The 18137-nt window shown below is 45.6% G+C and carries 12 protein-coding genes; 7 read left to right on the plus strand and 5 right to left on the minus strand.

All coding sequences use genetic code 11. The features are described from left to right. Positions 1 to 33: 33 nt before the first annotated feature. Entirely contained in the window at positions 34 to 1059 is a 1026-nt protein-coding gene (locus ACRBG0_RS21940; RefSeq protein ID WP_431488989.1) for a dipeptide epimerase, read from the plus strand. A gap of 103 nt (positions 1060 to 1162) precedes the next feature. Here the strand turns inward: ACRBG0_RS21940 and ACRBG0_RS21945 are convergent, their stop codons facing one another. Beyond that, on the minus strand, positions 1163 to 4246 hold the full coding sequence (locus tag ACRBG0_RS21945; RefSeq protein WP_431488990.1) for a glycosyltransferase family 117 protein: 3084 nt from the start codon (positions 4244 to 4246) through the stop codon (positions 1163 to 1165). 130 nt (positions 4247 to 4376) lie between these two features. On the opposite strand from ACRBG0_RS21945, the gene ACRBG0_RS21950 reads away from it, so the two are divergent. From ACRBG0_RS21950 to ACRBG0_RS21960, 3 genes are all read left to right on the plus strand, one after another. Continuing rightward, positions 4377 to 4544, plus strand: a complete 168-nt coding sequence (locus ACRBG0_RS21950; RefSeq protein ID WP_431488991.1) for a hypothetical protein — start codon at positions 4377 to 4379, stop codon at positions 4542 to 4544. 91 nt (positions 4545 to 4635) lie between these two features. Next, the gene (locus ACRBG0_RS21955; RefSeq protein WP_431488992.1) at positions 4636 to 5151 is read left to right on the plus strand and encodes an RNA polymerase sigma factor; all 516 of its coding nucleotides are present in this window, start codon (positions 4636 to 4638) and stop codon (positions 5149 to 5151) included. 1 nt (position 5152) lies between these two features. After that, the gene (locus ACRBG0_RS21960; protein ID WP_431488993.1) at positions 5153 to 5785 is read left to right on the plus strand and encodes a hypothetical protein; all 633 of its coding nucleotides are present in this window, start codon (positions 5153 to 5155) and stop codon (positions 5783 to 5785) included. Between the two features lie 33 nt (positions 5786 to 5818). On the opposite strand, the gene ACRBG0_RS21965 is transcribed toward ACRBG0_RS21960, so the two are convergent. From ACRBG0_RS21965 to ACRBG0_RS21975, 3 genes are all read right to left on the minus strand, one after another. Then, positions 5819 to 7114 carry a hypothetical protein gene (locus tag ACRBG0_RS21965; protein WP_431488994.1) on the minus strand — a complete coding sequence of 432 codons (1296 nt, stop codon included), beginning with the start codon at positions 7112 to 7114 and terminating at the stop codon, positions 5819 to 5821. A gap of 8 nt (positions 7115 to 7122) precedes the next feature. After that, positions 7123 to 8175: a DUF4249 family protein gene (locus ACRBG0_RS21970; RefSeq protein WP_431488995.1), complete on the minus strand. Its 1053-nt coding sequence runs from the start codon at positions 8173 to 8175 to the stop codon at positions 7123 to 7125. 197 nt (positions 8176 to 8372) lie between these two features. Then, the gene (locus ACRBG0_RS21975) at positions 8373 to 11102 is read right to left on the minus strand and encodes a TonB-dependent receptor (RefSeq protein ID WP_431488996.1); all 2730 of its coding nucleotides are present in this window, start codon (positions 11100 to 11102) and stop codon (positions 8373 to 8375) included. Between the two features lie 159 nt (positions 11103 to 11261). On the opposite strand from ACRBG0_RS21975, the gene ACRBG0_RS21980 reads away from it, so the two are divergent. From ACRBG0_RS21980 to ACRBG0_RS21990, 3 genes are all read left to right on the plus strand, one after another. Next, a complete protein-coding gene (locus ACRBG0_RS21980; protein ID WP_431488997.1) occupies positions 11262 to 11834 on the plus strand; it encodes a phosphoribosylglycinamide formyltransferase in 573 nt (190 codons plus the stop codon). Between the two features lie 44 nt (positions 11835 to 11878). After that, complete coding sequence (locus ACRBG0_RS21985) at positions 11879 to 13945, plus strand: SPOR domain-containing protein (protein ID WP_431488998.1); 2067 nt, start codon at positions 11879 to 11881, stop codon at positions 13943 to 13945. Positions 13946 to 14321: 376 nt separating this feature from the next. Further along, the gene (locus ACRBG0_RS21990; protein ID WP_431488999.1) at positions 14322 to 17060 is read left to right on the plus strand and encodes a zinc-dependent metalloprotease; all 2739 of its coding nucleotides are present in this window, start codon (positions 14322 to 14324) and stop codon (positions 17058 to 17060) included. A 582-nt stretch (positions 17061 to 17642) separates the two neighbouring features. Here ACRBG0_RS21990 and ACRBG0_RS21995 read toward each other — a convergent pair. Further along, positions 17643 to 18137 (minus strand): hypothetical protein (locus ACRBG0_RS21995; protein WP_431489000.1); only part of this gene is annotated, 495 nt, incomplete at its 5' end.

Raw genomic sequence — 18137 nt, forward strand, 5'->3', positions numbered from 1 at the left:
GTAGAAACGACCGTTTTTTAAAAAAGAACTTCCATGCAAGTAAAAGTATTCCAATTCGATCTTCCTCTTCGCCATACTTTCACGATCAGCCATGAATCTCGTACTGTGCAGCCGACCATGATTATTCGACTTCGGGATGAGCAGGGCTTTGAGGGCTATGGCGAGGCTACGGTCACTACTTATTATGGTGTAAGTATGGCTGGGATGCTGGCCGCAGTAGAGCGAGTACGCCCCTGGTTGGAGACTTATGCCTTCACGGAGCCGGAAAATTTTTATGCGGAATTGGAACAACGCTTGCCTGATGATTCTTTTGTGCGTTGTGCTTTGGACATGGCGGCTAATGACCTGTGGGCACGCCGACACGGAAAGCCGCTCTATGAAATGTGGGGCTTAGATCCTGCTGAAGCACCAACGACGAGCTTTACGATTGGTATGGCTCCGTTGCCGGAAATGGTGGCCAAGCTACAAGAAAAGCCATGGCCGCTTTACAAAGTAAAATTGGGCACCGACCATGACCTTGAAATCATGCAGACCCTCCGGTCGCATACGGATGCTATTTTTCGCGTAGATGCAAATACGGGCTGGACAGCTCAGCAAACCATCGAATATGCCCATGAATTGAAACAACTGGGCGTAGAGTTCATCGAACAACCCCAAAAAGCAGATGCCTGGGCGGATCACCGCAAAGCCTTGGCAGAAAGTGTACTCCCTATCATCGCTGATGAAAGCTGCCATGTGGAAGCTGATGTTGCCCGCTGTGCCAATCATTTTGACGGCATTAATATCAAGCTGGTAAAATGTGGAGGGCTCACGCCCGCTCGCCGTATGATTAAAGAAGCTCGAACGCTGGGGCTGAAAGTAATGATGGGCTGTATGACGGAAAGCTCTGTAGGTATCTCGGCCATTGCCCATATTGCGCCTCTCCTTGATTATGTAGACATGGATGGCGCGCTATTGCTGGCGAAAGATCCTGCCAAAGGAGTAGTTATAGATGATCAGGCGAAGTTGCATTATGCAGATTTACCGGGAACGGGCGTTGTTTTGAAATCGGAATGGTGAGTTTAAGATAAGCGCTAAAGAAAAAGAGAGAAGCTGGACGATTCCAACTTCTCTCTTTTTTTATCAAGCATACCAAGTTCTTTCGAACTCGGAAGTGAATTCTTTATTCACCGGGAAGCTCACCTGGCCCTCCTGATGGTGGCCCTGGCTGGCGAACAAAGTCACCAAATACCGCCATCAGTTCATTCTGGAACTCTGTGTCACCACCCCGTTGAGCGTAAGCTACCAAACGTTCTGCTACAGCAAGAGCTGCCTGGAAGTCGGTACCATAACTGAGCTGGAGAATATCATCCGGCAAGGTCATGTAGTAATCGATACGGTCTTCGATGTTGCGGGCCAAAATTTTCATTTTTGGCTTAGCTTTATCGTAGGCTCCGGCTTGGGAGTAGATGCCGATCATGTAGGCAGAGTGAATCCCGTATTCGAAGTTCATGTTCGGGAAAGCGTCAAAATATTGATCTACCAAGTTGACGGCTTTCTCGGTCTCACCTTCGTTTAGCAAGGCTTGAGCACCACGTTGCATGGCGAATTGCATACTCTGCACGCTGGGGCCGTAGCTGTGATTGATGTAGGTGTCCTCCTTGTCGAAGTTGCCCCATTTCCATTTGGTGGTAACATTTTCGTACAAAGCGTCCGTGTTTACGCGACCACTACCAAGTAAGCCGTAGATGTTGTTTTCGCTACGTGATTTGATAGGGACAATACGTAATGCGAGTCCTTCAAGCTGCATGTAATCTTGCATACCGAAGAGTTTCTCCATCCGCGCAGTTACTGCAAAATAGATGGGACGTTCCCAAAGGTTAGAAGCAAGGATATCAAGAATAGCAATCTCGTCTTTCAGGAGCTGAGAATCACTTACCCGCACTGGAATAGCGTTCACTATGTTGGCGGTATCTGCGATGCTTACGAGGCCACTGCTCAATACTGCTTGCTTATCAACAGGCAGTAAGACATTCTGGGTAGGGTAATGCGCTTCTATTACGCGACCACTGCCACTTTGGAGCGGATTGTCTTCTCCAATGAATTTTACAAAATCCTGTAAACGCATCGGACGATCCTGACCAGATTGATTGTAGTAAAACACCTGATTCCGTAATTTTCCTCGGATTTGCTCACTAGGGATGCTCATCTTAACCGGAGGCGAATCGTTGACTTTGCGGTTGAGTAAGTTGATGTACCAATCTACGGCAATCAAACTTAGATTGACAACCCGAACATCCGTACGAATACCTTCTACCTCTTGTGCGTACCACAATGGGTAAGTGTCGTTATCACCGTAGGTGAAGATGATGGCATCTTTTTCTACAGAGTTGAGGAAGTTGCTAGCATAATCACGCGCACCAGAGTGTTCTGCACGGCTGTGGTCGTCAAAGTTTTGGAAGCCCATTAGTAATGGAGCGATCAAGACCAATAAACCTGCACCTACAGCACTTACCGTTTTGCTGGTACCCAAACGTTCCGATAGCATTTGATACAAGGCTGGTACGGCGAGTCCTATCCAAATACAGAAGGTAAATATCGAGCCTGCCAGTACGTAGTCTCGTTCACGAGGTTCATTCGGAGGCTGGTTGGAGTAAACAATAATACCAATACCTGTGATGATAAACAATGCCAATAAGCCAATGAAATCATTGGGACGTTTGGAGGAATGCCAAAACATACCGAGCAAACCAAACAAGAAAGGCAGCATATAGTAAACGTTCCGTGAAGGATCGTTGGCCATTCGTTCAGGGAGTGCTGATTGATCACCAAGCCGGGCTTCATCCAGGAAATTGATGCCGGTGATCCAGTTACCGGCACTTTCGTCCCAGTCGTAGAAACCTTGTTGGCCATTTTGGCGACCGGAGAAGTTCCACATGAAATAACGCCAGTACATCCAGCCTACTTGGTAGCGAACGAAGAAGGCGATATTGTCACCCATACTTGGCCGTCCTTTAGGTAGTGCTTTGTCAGGGTCGAGGCCCATCCATTGCTTGTACAAACGAGGGCGCCCGAGGGTGCCATCCGTCATACGAGGGAAGAGGTGCTTGTCGCGATTGGCGTAATTGACACTAATTTTATAATCGGTGATTTTGTATTCATCACCTACCAGACCGTAGCGATCTTCAACATCTGTGCTTTGTACACTGGCATCAAAGTCTGGACCGCGTAGTAAGGGGCGCTCACCGTATTGTTCGCGGTTGAGGTAAGGAAGCAGGCGCATAGCATCGCTTGGGTTGTTCATGTTAACCGGAGGAGCAGCATTGGCACGAATAACAACGACACCAATGGTAGAGAAACCGATAACAACCAAGGTCATGGCGACAAAAATCTGCTGTAGCAAAGCATTTTTACTTTGATGAGCATACCACAAACCAAGTGTAATAACACCAAGTGTAATCAATAAAGTAGGAATGATACCACTGTGAGGCGGAAGCCCCAAACCATTGACCATGGCGAGTTCCATCCAAGTCCACAAGGTAGGGATACCTACGATGATTAGTTTTTGAATAACAACAATCGCAGCAACACCACCACCAGCGGCTAGGGCCATACCCAGGAAGGTGTGCTTTTTGTATTTCTTGAAATAATAGAAAAGAGCGAGTGCAGGGAAGGTCAGCATACTCAGCAAGTGAACGCCGATTGAAAGTCCTGCAGCGTAAACGGTAAAGATGAGCCAACGATCAGTCTCAGGTTCATCAGGTAATGAATACCATTTGACTGTCGACCAAAGCGTCATAGCGGTGAACATGGTAGACATGGCATATACTTCACCTTCTACAGCAGAGAACCATATAGATGTGGCGAATGCCGTAGCTAGTCCGGCAGCTAGTCCACCACCCGCTAAAGCGAGATCTTGGCCACTGTTGGTTTCACCGTCACGGCCAACCAATGAAAGGCGTCCGATCATGATGGTTACCCAGGCAATAAATGCAGCGGCAAAGGCCGTACAGAGTCCCGACATGATGTTGACCGCGAAAGCAATGTTCGCAGGATCGTCACTGAAAAGCTCAGCGACCCAAGTGAAAAGGCGACCGACCAAAACGAATAGTGGCGCACCAGGAGGGTGAACAACTTGTAGCTTGTAAGCTCCAAGAATAAATTCTCCACAATCCCACAAACTTCCTGTACGTTCAGCGGAATAGAGATAGACGAGCGTTGCGATGGCGAAAACCAACCAACCTGTCAGGCGATGAAGACCTTTCATATAGCGAAATGAGTTCTTTTTAAAACAAACCACAAAGCTAAGAAATTATTATAAGCGAATGAGATGTTAAATTTTCGTTTAACTCAAATTCGTAACTTTGCTTTATTAGCTAAAAAGTACCCCTCGAATCATGATAAAATTTATCCTCACCGGGTTGTTGGTTTATTTCGTATACCGCTTTTTTATTGCACCGCCAGTTATTGATCAGGGCAGGACTACAAGTAATAACAGTCATGAAGATGAGCCCAGACAGGCCAATTTTGATGATGAGTATATTGATTATGAAGAAGTAGATTGAGAGTTGATAGCGATTATAAGGAAAAAATAGATTTCTCTGTCATATTTCTCCTCGGCGTGTCACTAAGTAAATAGAAGGATGATGAGAAATAATGAAAAAAGAGGTTATACCACCAGCGCAGACATTTAAAGAGATTCTCGAAGAGAACAAAGCCAGTATTTATCGGATTTGTAGCATTTATGCTGTAGCTCCTGTCGAGCCTCAGGATCTTTTTCAGGAGGTTGTTTATCATTTGTGGAAATCATTGCCGAGTTTCCAAGGGAAGTCAAAGGCCAGTACTTGGGCGTATCGGGTGGCGCTAAATGTTTGTTATCGCGCCAAATTGAAATTTAATCGCAGTAATCGTCAAACGATAAGGCTAGATGCGATCCAGTTTGTCCCTTCCTCTTCTCCTCCTGATCATCATCAACAAGAAAAACACCAAGCACTTTATGAATGCATCTCTTCCTTGAAAGAAGCGGATCAATCATTGATTATACTTTACCTAGAGGAACTTTCTTACCGGGAAATCAGTCAAATTACGGGTCTGACAGAGAATCACGTAGCTGTAAAAATGAAGAGAATCAGAGAGAAGTTATTTCAATGTATAACGAGAAAACTATTGTGAGATGTTAGAAGAGCAATTAAAAGAAATTTGGAAAGATACTTCCACCAAAGCGCAAATTAACTTTGATTTAGCAAGACTTATGATAGACCTTCAACATAAAACGGATCGGATCGAAGGCAATATTCGAGCACGAGACCGGAGAGAAATTATTGCTTCTCTTATTGGAATAGTGATTTTTAGTTACTTCGCTTACGAGATACCTTTTCCGATTACCAAAGTTGCTTGCCTTTTAGCGGTGCTGATATTTATTTTCATCATCTATAAACTAAGGCGTGCGAGAAAAGAGCTGGTTGCGGTAAATATGGCCTCTTCTTTTCGGGAACAGTTACAAGAGCAGAAAATATTCTTTAAAAATCAGCAGCAGTTACTGCAATCTGTTTTATGGTGGTATCTACTGCCTCCTTTCGTTATGAATATTATTTTCATTGTGGGCATTGGAGATCCTGCTGCCTATGATTGGTCGCCAGCTTTACTAGACTTGCTGCCAATAACGCCGCGTGAAAAGGTTGGAACATTGGTCTCGGTGGCTGTTTTTTATGGGTTTGTATATTGGCTCAATCGACGATCGGCAAAGAGCGTTTATCCGCCCGTGATTCAGGAGTTGGAAAGGGTACAAGCACAGTTGGATGATTGATCGGTTAGGCGTTTAGTATTTTCGTGCTGTTCCTTATTTAACCCTATAATAAACGGTCGTCCGTCCGCGTCGCCCCTCGGCATCCTGGGCCACCACATCAATGCGATAAGTCGTTGCCTCGGGAGGGTGGGCATACTTTATGTCAAGCACTCCATTGCTTGTCGTTTGGTTACCCGTAGACCAAAAAATGGTCGTTGAGGCAGGCAATGAAGCTGCTGTCGGGGTGTATGCCCAGTTTAGTTGCCGGGCAGGATTTACGCCAGCCAATTGGTAAGGTCCACCGAAAGGTTTGACATCATTCTGATAGTCGTCAATAAATAGAGGTACTTCTTTTCTTGGGAGAAGGTTTTTAATAATTTTTCGTTGGCGATTGATTTCCAGATAGCGAAATGCGGCAGGGGTGTAAAATAACTCTCCCAATGCCAGCCGGCCCGGAGCGGGTAGAAAGCGGACCCTTACAGGTTGGTCGTTTTCGCTAAGAAACCCCATGCGGCTACGGTTTGCTGTAATGGGCTGTTGCCAGACGAAACGCCCCCGAGTATCTGTGTTTATGGTTTGTTCCCGATCCGAAATCATAGCGACTAACGGTTGAGCGGTAGCAGGGCGGCCATCTTCCTCAAGGTGGATGCCCTGCCAGAAAGTAGTACCAATAAGGTTGGCTGGTGTAACAACGCGTAAAGAATCACTCTGTTGCAAATTGTCCATGCCCATTGCCATAGATGCGCCCATGAGCCCCCAGTCGGTAACGCTGACGGAGACTTCGGCACTTGTAGGTCGGTTTCGACGATCAGTGATTTGCAATTCGAGACTTATTTCGCCGCCAGCCAGGGCGTTTTCCGGGAGGTTGGCAATATTGATGGTTAATTCTTTCTCAGGAATGACAACCGGAGCTGTTTGCCGACTTGGTTCTTGTTGGCTTACCGTTTCCGCAATAATGGTTTCCTGATCGTTGTATACCGCCAAAGGAGCTTGTAGTAGAACGCGCTCGGTTTGTCGTTCGCGGTCCCAGACCCGGAAGGAAAGGTAGTACCATCCGGTAGATAAACCTGCCGGGAGTAGCATTTTCCCAGGAACCGTACTTTTTCGTTGATTTGACCAATAGGCATAGAGCTGAGGTTCGCCAGTCGCATCGAAAAGAATGGATTGGATGACGATGCTTTCTTTTGCAAACTCCGGGGCAAGGTAAAGCTGGAAGCCCAGGTCGTCTTCTGTGACATAAAAAGGCTTGTCGAGGTGCAGCCAACTACTTTGGAGTGAGCGACTGCCTTGGGCAAAGGCCATTCCCTCTAATACAAAAAAGAATAAATGCAGTAGGAGTATTTTTTTCATAATGGACCTTATTGCCAGTAGTAGGGTTTGTTGTAAGAGGAACCAAGAGCGTCAATGCATCCATCGCAAACAGTAACAGGTGGCGGAGCTTGGCTGGTTGGAGGGCGGGGGCAGTAAAAATTAAGATTACCCATTTCTTCTCGCGTGAAAAAGCGACGCAGTGTATCCTGTGAATAAGCGGAGAAGAAACCATAGACGAGTTGGGTGCTATCGGCAGGGTTGTTGATGTTAGAACTGACGGTGCCTGCGGGATTGTCGAAAACAGTGCCCTCGCGTTCGAGTAGCGCCGCTACTTGTTCCCAATAATTAAAAGCCTCGGGGCTCAGGGCCTGCTGAAATACACTCAGATAGTACCCCTCAATATGCCGAATGCCTAACCGGTCGGTAAATAGCGGATAATCCCTGATGGTATCAGGTGCGACCGTATTGCCATCTAATAAAAACAGCTTGCTGTTTTGATAGGGGTTCTCTATATAGCAGGTGAAATTAAGGTTGTCTGTCACCTGATAGGCATCAATGAATTCCCAACGCAAGCGGGCCCTTTCGGCAGCCGTAGTGATGGGGGAAGTAATGTTGATTTGGATACCTGGACTGCGGCTGATAAGTCCGTCGACAGAGATTGTTTCTATTTCTGTGAAACCCCAACTGATATGGTCGGCCATCGGGGTGGCGTGTACTTTGTCCCAGTCGGATTGCAATCTGATCTCAGGTGTGATTTCGACCTCGATCCGGTATTCTTGCCCTACGGTCACGGGGAAATCTACTTGCTCCAGATAGGCACTGTAGATACCATCTAGTGGAATATCCTGAAACTCGTAGCGCTCGCCGGTATTCTTTATCAAACTAACAAGGGCATTGTTGACTGGCCGGTTGATGTTGCTGGTGTAGAAGAAAAGCTGCTCCACTTTTACCTCTACATAAGATGGTGAGCCTTGTATCAGCTTGGCTTGCACCACGTAGCCATCCTCCGGACGGTCGGCGTTTTCTATCTCTATCTCGTCCAGGCAAGCTGGCGCAAAGAGCACGAGCATAAATAGTAGGCTGTAAAGTAATCTGTCCATATTTTTGCTTGCTGCGTAAATAAATCTTTTCGGGCAAATTCGTGAATTTCCCCTTGTTAGGCGTAGGTTTTTACCTGCGTCGGGGCTATACGACCTTCCTTAAATGCCCTTATAATCCCTCATGTGGTTCAATAAAAACATAGTTAAATTCGTGATTTAACCTAGTAATCTACCCTTCTTTGGTGCCCTTTGGTGGTTCAAAGAAACTCAAAGTTGAAGCTCACCGAGGGGAATATCGTTCCTAAAATAGCCAGTCGATTTGCTATAAAGTCCCGTCGTTGATTGACTCGTTGGGTATAAAATACGGAGAAAGGGTTTTTTCGTCCATAAACATTGTAAAGCGTAAAGTTCCAGCTGGTTTTAAAGCCCTTTTCTTTGTTTTTATTCATTCCGATATTGTAGGAAAGATCTAATCGGTGATAATCCGGAATTCGCAACTGATTGCGTTCTGTATAGATCGGGACAACGATAGTATTGCCATTGGTGTAGCTGACAATAGGGGCGGTTGTTGGCCGTCCACTCGCGAAAGTGAAATTAGCGCTGAGTGATTGCCGTTCATCAATGCGGTATTTGAAACTTAGGTTAATGTTGTGCGGCTGGTCAAAATTACTGGGATACCAATTGCCTTGATTTATCCCCGCAATTTGCCGTTCGGTACGCGACCAAGTATAGCTTACTTGTCCGTCGAATCGTAGGCTGCGTCCTTTGATACTGGCTTCTACTCCGTAGGCTCGTCCCTGTCCATCCAATAGTTCTGTTTCGAGATGTGGATTAAGGTTTAGCGCAGCAAAATCCTGATAATCCCAAAGTTGATCAATCGCGCGATAGAAACCTTCGACAGCTGTTTCCCAGCGATTTTTCCGGAAGTTGCGGAAATAACCCAGTGAGAAATTGTGTGCTAAAAAAGGCTTGATATAAGGTGTGCTCAACTGAAACTGGCTCTGAGGCGTAGGCGTGTCGGTGTTAAAAACCTGATTGACAAACTGTGAAGTTCTGCTATAACCGCCTCGAACAGATTGCTCAGGAGAGAGTTGGTAACGGAGAGAAAGGCGTGGTTCGATGGTGAAATAAGACTCGATGGTTTCGCCTGAAGCGTATTGGAGGGTATCTACGACGTTGCTAAGGTCATAGTTGCCATCGGGGCCATACTCCAAAAGTGTTCGGCCACCAAGGTATTGGTAGTCGTTGATGCGCAGGCCAACTTTGACGGAAAGCTGTTCCCTGGGTTGCCAATTGACCTCTCCAAAAAGGGCGGATTCCCATCCTTTTTCATCCTCCAGCTTCAAATTAGGGAGGGTAGATGTTGGTCCTTGTGGCGTTTGTTCCTGGCCAGGAACATGATATAAAATGGTTTCAAGGCCTGCCGTCCAGCTCCAGTCTTCCTCTTGGTGGCGAATAACTTCCTTGAGCTTGTAATAGGTGATACCAGTGAGTAAAGCACCGCTTTCAGCTCCTGCCAAGTCGGTGCGGGAGCTACTCAAGCGGTTGGCGACCAAGCTCAATTCAGAGGAAAGCTCTTCTTTGATTTTACGGGTATAGTTGACTTCTGCCGATGCTGTTTTGTAGTTGAAACCAAATTCCTGGTTGTAAGAAAAGTCATCACCTGCACGGTAGAGGCTCAGGCGCAGCTGGTCTTTCTCGGTAAGGTCGTAGTGCAGCAATAGGTTGCCATCAAAAAAGGTCGCTTCGCTTCTGCTGATAGGAATGTCGTTGACTTGGCGTAACAACCAGTTGGCAGAAGCACCTCTAAGGCCTAGCAGGTAAGTACCTTTTCCTTCAGCAAAAGCTCCCTCTGCACTTAGTTTAGCCGTTACTGGCCCTAAACCTCCCGCGACGCGAGATCCCGTCTGTTTGCCTCGTCGCATATCTACCTGTAGAACAGAAGATAGTCGCCCACCGTATTCTGCGGGCAGGATGCTTTTGTAAAGTGCTACATCCTGGATGATTTCCGGGTTAATGGTTGAATAAAACCCTAGCGCGTGGGAGGCATTGAAAAGAATACTCCCTCCTTGAAGGATCAGGTTTTGGTCGACGGCTCCGCCACGAACATTGAAACCAGTAGCGCCTTCGCCGATAGAGTTTACTCCTGCTGTCGTTAGTACACTCCGTACGACATCGGCCTCGCCTAGCAAGGTAGGCAGGTCTTTGATACTACGAACAGAAAAGGTGCTTAGTCCGGCCTGGGTGCTGCTCACGTTATCATCCTGGGCTTCGGCCAAGACGATAACCGTAGCGAGGTCGGTTGCTACGGGGAGTAATTTGATGTCGAGGAATCCATCGCCGATAATTTGAAACTGACGGCTAAAACTGCCATACCCTATGTACTGAATTTGTAGCTCGTATTGATTGCCCGGAGGGATATTTGTCTCCCATAGTCCCCGGCTGTCGCTCACGGTGCCGTTCTGAATTTCTGGCCAGAAAACAGTAGCACCGATGATGGGTTCACCCGTATTGGCATCGACTAGGCGGCCTACTATTTTAGCGGAGGAACCTTCTTGGCTAGGCTGGTCATTGCCGATGGTGATGACGTCTTGTGGAGAGGTGCCTTTTTGAAGTTGGCCATCCAAAGCTTGGTAAAATTGTTCGCGATAAGCTGTTAGTTTGGCAATGTTTTCCTGTGGCAAAATAGCGATCGACTGATCACGATAAATAAAATAACCCAGTGAAGCAGGGGCTAATAGTTCTTCCAGGGCGCTGGCTAATGGTGTGTTTTGATAAAGGTAATCAAGGCGCTGAGAGGGGAAGTCGATGGGCGTGTAATAAAAGCGAATTTGGTATTGTTCTGCTAACTTGGTTAAAGCCTCTTCAATGGTAGCTTGCTCTAAATTAAGACTTATCTCTTGTATACGTAGTTGCTGTGCTTTTCCCGGAGCAAGAAAATAAAAAAATAACCCCAAGAAGAGGAGGTAACGTAGATGTTTGAACATAACTATTGAGCGTTTTCCTAAATCTAGTCTAGTCAATATTACGATTTATTTTGGAGAAAGCAGGTCTGGTAAAATGAAGCTGTTTTTAAAACAGAGACTTACTTCTTGTCAGTACTAAAAAAGCGTTAACTTGCAGGTTGAAAAACAAGCCACAAAAGCGTGCAAAGAATCGCCATTTTTGCTTCTGGTACAGGGTCTAATGCCCGGAAGATTGTTGAACATTTTAAAGGCCATCCTTCTATTGAAGTAAACCTCGTGGTCTCCAATAAAGCTACAGCACCAGTTTTGGATATGGCAGCGGAGCATGGGATACCGACGCTTGTCCTAAAGCGGAGTTCTTTTTACGAGACAGAGGAGTTACTTGCACAATTGCGTGGTATTGATCTCATTGTATTAGCTGGTTTCTTATGGCTAGTGCCTGACTATTTGGTGCGCCACTTTCCTCGTAAGATAGTGAATATTCATCCTGCTTTATTGCCAAAATATGGAGGTAAAGGAATGTATGGAAAATACGTACACCAAGCCGTTCAAGCTGCTGGTGAAGCAGAGAGCGGTATTACGATTCACTATGTGAATGAGCACTACGATGAAGGGCGGGTGATTTTTCAGACGAGCTGCTCCTTAGAGCCGGAAGATGATGCGGAAGCCATTGCCCGAAAGGTTTTAGAACTAGAGCACCGGCATTTTGCACCAGTCATCGAACAACTTTTAACAATTAATTATCGTTCTTAGAACAATTTTACCATAAATACGGAGAACCGACAACCCTCTTGGATATGATGATTCGCAATTTATTATTGGTTTTAGTAACCTTAAGTCTGAGTTTTTCTGCGGTACAAGCGCAGGAAATGTCTTGGCGTAAGCACCGCAAGCTAGCGGAGCAACTAGAGAAAGAAGGTGATCTTTTCGCTGCTGCGGAAAACTACCGGGCGGCCTGGGAGCAAAAACAGAGCAAAGAAGAATATATCTATAAAGCGGCAGATATTTTCTATCGCCTTAATGATTACCGCAATGCTGCTGCTGCCTACCAGCACGTACCTGCCAACTTTAATGATGACCAATTGGTGCTACTTAAGTACGCACGGGCCCTCAAGCGGGACGGTCAGTACGACAAGGCTCGTACCGCATTTCAGGCTGCAGCCGATGGATACACCGGTCCGGATAAAGCTATTTTACAAGATATTGTACGGGTAGAGCTGAAAGGCCTTGACCTCACCAGAGATATGGCCTCTAAAATGGACCGTAGAATGGAGATCCTGCACCCAGGAAGTACGGTTAACTCTGACAGTGATGACTTTGCGCCTGTAGCCGTAAGTGAAGATGTGCTTTACTTTACGTCTACCATTGGTGGGCAAGCACGTATTTACGAAAGCCAGCGCCAGGGACGTAACTGGACCAAGGCAGCTAACCCATCTGGCTTCCCTGTTGTACAGGGCGGGCAGTATGCCAACGGAGCGATGTCTCCGGACAATCAGCGTTTCTACTTTACCATCTGTAATAATGATGGCGGCTGGAATGGCTTCAATACACGCTGCGAGATTTACCTGACCAAACGTTCTGCTAATGGCTGGACTGCTCCCGAGCGACTTCCTGACTTTATCAACGTAAAAGGTGTTAATTCTACCACCCCTACCGTCGCTCACAGCAATGGGCAGGAATACATCATTTTTGCGTCTAATCGCGAAGGTGGCCGTGGTGGGCTTGATCTGTGGTATGTAACCCGTGATTTAGGTGCAGATAATACGGATTACACCTTCCCTGTGAACTTGGGACCGGTGATCAATAGTTTGGGTGATGAAATCACACCTTATTATAATGCAGAAGAAGGTATTCTGTATTTCTCATCCAATGGCCATCCTTCTATTGGAGGCTTGGATGTCTTTCGCTCGAATGGAGGAGAGGTAAGTTGGACTGCGCCGGAAAACATGGGGCTTCCTGTAAACTCTTCTGCCGATGACTCGGGCTACGTGCGCAATCCTTCGGGTTTTGGTGGCTACTTTACTTCAAACCGAGTTTTTGGGGGAGAGAAAACCAATACGCGCAACCAGGATGTTTTTGAATTTTCAGTAGGCGGCCGCCAGATTACGCTCAAGGCCAATGTTTATGATCAGGCTACCGGGGCGTTAATCAATAATATATCGGTGTCCTTGTACCAGATTTTTGATGATGGTAACGAAAATTTACTGATCAAAAAAGATTTTGCAGCAGGCAATTACCTGTTTGAGCTCCTGCCTAACCGTCGTTTTCGGGTAGAAATCGAGCGCAGCGGTTACCAGCCGGGAGGCTACGTATTTGCAACAGATGATCCATCGACCTTTGCTTATGGGCAACCATTGTTTTTGCAAGCGACAGAAGGCACCTTCGTTGATCCGGTTACAAATCCAGCAGGAAACAACACAGGAACCAAGGACGGCGGGTTTATGTCTGAAGTTGATAATAATAACAATAGCACTTCTCCGACGACGACTCCTACCAGCCCAGTAATAAACCCTGGTACAATGATGGGTATGGCTGGCGAAGAATACACAGCTAATGGAACTTCGGCTAAGGATAACCTTGCTTATACTTCTAGTGCCAAGCGTTATCAGGGGCGCTACTTCCGTATCCAGATTGGGGCATTGAAAACCTACGATTCAGGGAATAGTAGATTTTCTACGTTGTCAAATTATGGTGAAGTAGCAACAGAGTATATTCCTTCGCGTAGCTTGACGAGAGTATTGGTAGGAGATTACTTTAGCCAGTCAGAAGTTACTTTTGCGCTTGATCAAATCAAGAGTGAATACCCTAATGCTTATGTAGTTCAATACGATGATGGCGTGCGCTATGGTCGTGTGAATCTGTAACAGTATAGTTCTTAGCGGACAATATTAATAAATATTGTTGCCACCCCGAATCTTCCATCTGGTAAGGTTCGGGGTGGTTTCGTTTAGAACAGTGAGGTATTGGTAGTGGTGTGAAGTGTTGTGATTTTAGAAAATATTGCTTATTGTATATTTTACAATATTTAAAATTGAATAATTTAGATTTTTAATTTAATTAAATTAAAATACTTGTTTTTGTGCAAATAAATGAAAAAAAGATATCTTGGGGCAACATTGAGGAACTGCACGAGAGAAAGTACATTGTTTTAAAACCATATTTATACCGATTTAGGCTACTGGGTTTACCTGTGAAGGTAAGTCACTGAGTCACTTCTATTCATCATCTAAACTATCTAGTATGAAATTCGCACACTATTTACTATTACTATTGTTTGCGCCAGTACTGGCATTTGGGCAAGGAGCTGTTGCCGAAAGGGTAACGAAGGCTGTTGCCAAGAATGACGTAAGTGAATATACACTTGTAACAACCACAGATCAGGATTTAAAAGACCTGGATATTCCTACGGATGTTCTTACAGAAGGATTGATCGTTTCACTTGACCGTGAGGCTATTCGTAACCTCCAGCAGGAACGCCCAGAGGTACTAAGCCTTACTTTTCCTTTGCCAGATCAAGGGGATGTTGTTGTTACGCTGATTCCTAATAAGGTTCTTTCCGATGGTTTTGTACTAACCACTAGTAGCGGAAGAAATGTGGATTATACACCTGGGCTTTACTACGCGGGTACCATGAATGGTGATCCGACAGCAGTTGTAGCACTAAGTGTTTTTGACAATGAGCTACACGGCTTAATCAGTACAGAATACGGCAACTACGTGATTGGTATCGTTGAAGGGGCTCCAAACAGTGAGCACCTTATTTATAATGATCGTTATTTCCTACAGCCACAAGACTTGGACTGTGCCACCCCTGATGATGGCGAAGTGTACGCACCAAGTGATTTACAGTACTCGGAGTCAAGAGCAACAGGAGACTGTATTCAGGTATACATCGAAATCGATGATGATATCGTAACGAATAAAGGCGGCGTAACTGGTGCTACCAATTATGTAACAGGGGTATTCAACGAGACCATTACCCTTTATGCTAACGAAAGCCTGGAAATGGGCATTTCTGAAATCAAGGCTTGGGATACACCAGCTCCTTATTCTGGCAGTAGCTCTAGTGCAATGTTGAGTTCTTACCAGTCAAATACAGGATCTTTCAATGGCGACCTTAGTCACTTGGTTTCTTACCAAGCTAGCGGTGGTATTGCTGCTGGTTTTGCTGGTATTTGTAATTCTAATGTTGATAACTCTAAGTGTTTTAGTAGTATCGATGCTTCTTACAGCAATGTCCCTACTTATTCCTTTACTGTGATGGTAGTGACGCACGAAATGGGTCACCTTATTGGCTCGCGCCATACCCACGCTTGTGTTTGGAATGGCAACGGCACGGCTATTGACGGTTGTGCTGGTGGTGTTGAAGGAAGTTGTTCTTTACCAGGTAGCCCTTCTGGCGGCGGTACGATTATGAGTTACTGTCACCTTACCACTGGTATCGACTTTACGCAAGGCTTTGGCCCTCAGCCAGGCAATGTTATTCGTAATACAGTAGCTAATGCCAGCTGTTTGTCTGCTTCTTGTGGTGTTGCTGGCCCTACTTGTAGTGATGGCATCCAGAATGGTGACGAAACCGGTGTAGATTGTGGTGGCTCGAATTGTGCACCATGTGCTGGCCCTTGTAATGATAATGCAGTGACGGTAACGATCACTTTGGATAACTACCCAGAAGAAACGAGCTGGACAATCACCAATGCTGGTGGTTCTGTTGTTGCTTCAGGCGGAACTTATGGCTCACAGCCTGATGGTTCTACTGTAGTAGAGAATCTTTGTTTGGTAGATGGTTGTTATGACTTTACGATCAATGATACTTACGGAGACGGTATTTGCTGTTCTTATGGCAATGGTAGCTATACGGTTACTTCTAGTGGTGGCACCGAAGCTTCTGGTGGTTCTTTCGGATCTAGCGAAACAACCAACTTCTGTCTAGGTAGCGGCCCTGCACCTACTTGTACGGATGGTATTCAGAATGGTAATGAGACCGGTGTTGACTGTGGTGGCCCTGATTGTGCTGCTTGTCCTACCTGTTTTGATGGTATCCAGAACGGTAACGAAACCGGTGTAGATTGTGGCGGTCCTGACTGTGCTGCTTGTCCTACTTGTTTTGATGGTATTCAGAACGGTGACGAGACTGGTGTAGATTGTGGCGGTCCTGATTGTGCACCTTGTGGTGGCGGTGGAAGTACCGTACTACTTGGTTCTTACTTTGAGACTGGCTGGGACGGCTGGGCTGATGGTGGCTCCGACTGTTACCGTTACAGTGGATCACGTTCTTACGAGGGTAGCAGATCTATCCGTATCAGAGATAACTCTGGTACTGCTTCAGCGATGACCTCTCCTACATTAAACTTGTCTGGTTACAGTACTATTGATGTTGAATTCTACTTCTACGCTTACGGCATGGAATCTGGAGAAGACTTCTGGTTACGCTATTACAATGGTTCTAGCTGGACAACAGTAGCTGCCTGGGCAAGTGGAACTAGTTTCAACAACAATGGCTTCTATACCACAACGGTAACCATTAGCGCTGCTAACTACACCTTCCCTAGTAATGCTCAGATTCGCTTCCAGTGTGATGCGAGTGCTAACTCTGACCATATCTACATTGACCAGGTTACAGTAACAGCTAACTCTGGTGCTCTGGTAGAAGGAGGAACTGTTGTGACTACGACCGAATTGGATGGAGGTAACACGGAATACAGCCAGCCACCTGTTGATTTCAGTGGTGTGAGCATGGAAGAAGGCAATAATAATGTACAGCTCTTCCCGAACCCTGCACAGGATGTTCTGAACGTTCGTTCAGTTGCCAATATGCAGTCTATTCGTGTAATGACGGCTACCGGCCAGCAGTTACGCCAGATCAAGTTGGATAATAACCAGCAAACGATTGACATTTCTCAGTTGCGTCCTGGTATGTATTATCTCCTCATCGAAGTGAATGGAGAATTACAGCCACAGCGATTTGTGAAACAGTAATGTTTAAGGTACGAGGTACTTTGTATTAGGTACTTGGTACAGAGACGGGTAGATAGATGCGAAAGCATTTATCTACCCGTTCTCTTTTTATAGTGGTAAATGGTAGGGGGGATTTGCTGTGATATAGGTATGACGGATTTTAGCGTGTATTCAGGACCCACGCCAACCCCTCCCTGACCAGGCGAGGGGCTTTTGTAAACCATCAAGTCATAGTCAAAAAAATTATCGGAACATTTGCAAAATCAACACTTTAGACGTCGCAAATTCTCCCTCCATCAAAAGGGAGGGAGCTAGAGGGTGGGTCGTGAATACCGGCCTCCAAAGTATCACACTCCTCTGTTGTCAAATTGAACACTCTGCGATAAAAGGGATGCGTGGTAATGAATCGGTCTCTTGGAGTAGAAGGGAGAGTTTTTTTGTAGGACTAGTAGAAGCGAGCTGTAATTTTTTTCTTTTCAAAATAATCTACTATAGCTTGGAAATATGCAAGTAGCATATTTTTGTCAGTCCATTCGCTATCCAATATGTCTATCTTTAAAAGATTTTGATGACTTCACGACCCCTATTCTATCCCAAGAAAACTCAATCAATGAATGGCGAAAATCCAGTTTTCTCTGTGATCAACACCTTTAGTTTAATGTTTGAAGTGGGCTTAATAAAGGATGAAAAAATAGGCAGATTTGATCTTTTTACTTGCAGAGTATTGGCATTCACAAATATTACTTCATAGTCACCTGGCTGCTTAATGTCAAATTTGAATATTCTCTTTGCTCTTCTATTGTAGGCATAGGCCTGGACACGGAAAAAGGCTTTTTTACATTCTACGGTTTCTCCGTTAGCAACATTCTTCAGTCGAAGCATGAAGCCACCGATATTAATTCCCCATCCTCCAAGGAGATAGACCCAGTATCTTTTTGACTGTAAGCCTACTACTTCTCCTTTTCGATTAATGTTTATTGGTTTAATCAAGTTTCCGTTTGATTCTTTTCTTTGTTTAATTAGCCCTAATTCGGGGCTGGGTGCCGTGCAACGCAGAAGCATGGATGGGGAGTAAAGTTCTAAGCTGTTTATTTTTTT

It is taken from the genome of Lewinella sp. (assembly GCF_050633125.1).
Taxonomy (GTDB): Bacteria; Bacteroidota; Bacteroidia; order Chitinophagales; family Saprospiraceae; genus Lewinella.

Coding starts and splice junctions, on each gene's coding strand:
- ACRBG0_RS21945 (WP_431488990.1), bottom strand. CDS start 4,246: ATGAAAGGTCTTCATCGCCTGACAGGTTGGTTGGTTTTCGCCATCGCA.
- ACRBG0_RS21955 (WP_431488992.1), top strand. CDS start 4,636: ATGAAAAAAGAGGTTATACCACCAGCGCAGACATTTAAAGAGATTCTC.
- ACRBG0_RS21975 (WP_431488996.1), bottom strand. CDS start 11,102: ATGTTCAAACATCTACGTTACCTCCTCTTCTTGGGGTTATTTTTTTAT.
- ACRBG0_RS21990 (WP_431488999.1), top strand. CDS start 14,322: ATGAAATTCGCACACTATTTACTATTACTATTGTTTGCGCCAGTACTG.
- ACRBG0_RS21960 (WP_431488993.1), top strand. CDS start 5,153: ATGTTAGAAGAGCAATTAAAAGAAATTTGGAAAGATACTTCCACCAAA.
- ACRBG0_RS21965 (WP_431488994.1), bottom strand. CDS start 7,114: ATGAAAAAAATACTCCTACTGCATTTATTCTTTTTTGTATTAGAGGGA.
- ACRBG0_RS21985 (WP_431488998.1), top strand. CDS start 11,879: ATGATGATTCGCAATTTATTATTGGTTTTAGTAACCTTAAGTCTGAGT.
- ACRBG0_RS21970 (WP_431488995.1), bottom strand. CDS start 8,175: ATGGACAGATTACTTTACAGCCTACTATTTATGCTCGTGCTCTTTGCG.
- ACRBG0_RS21950 (WP_431488991.1), top strand. CDS start 4,377: ATGATAAAATTTATCCTCACCGGGTTGTTGGTTTATTTCGTATACCGC.
- ACRBG0_RS21940 (WP_431488989.1), top strand. CDS start 34: ATGCAAGTAAAAGTATTCCAATTCGATCTTCCTCTTCGCCATACTTTC.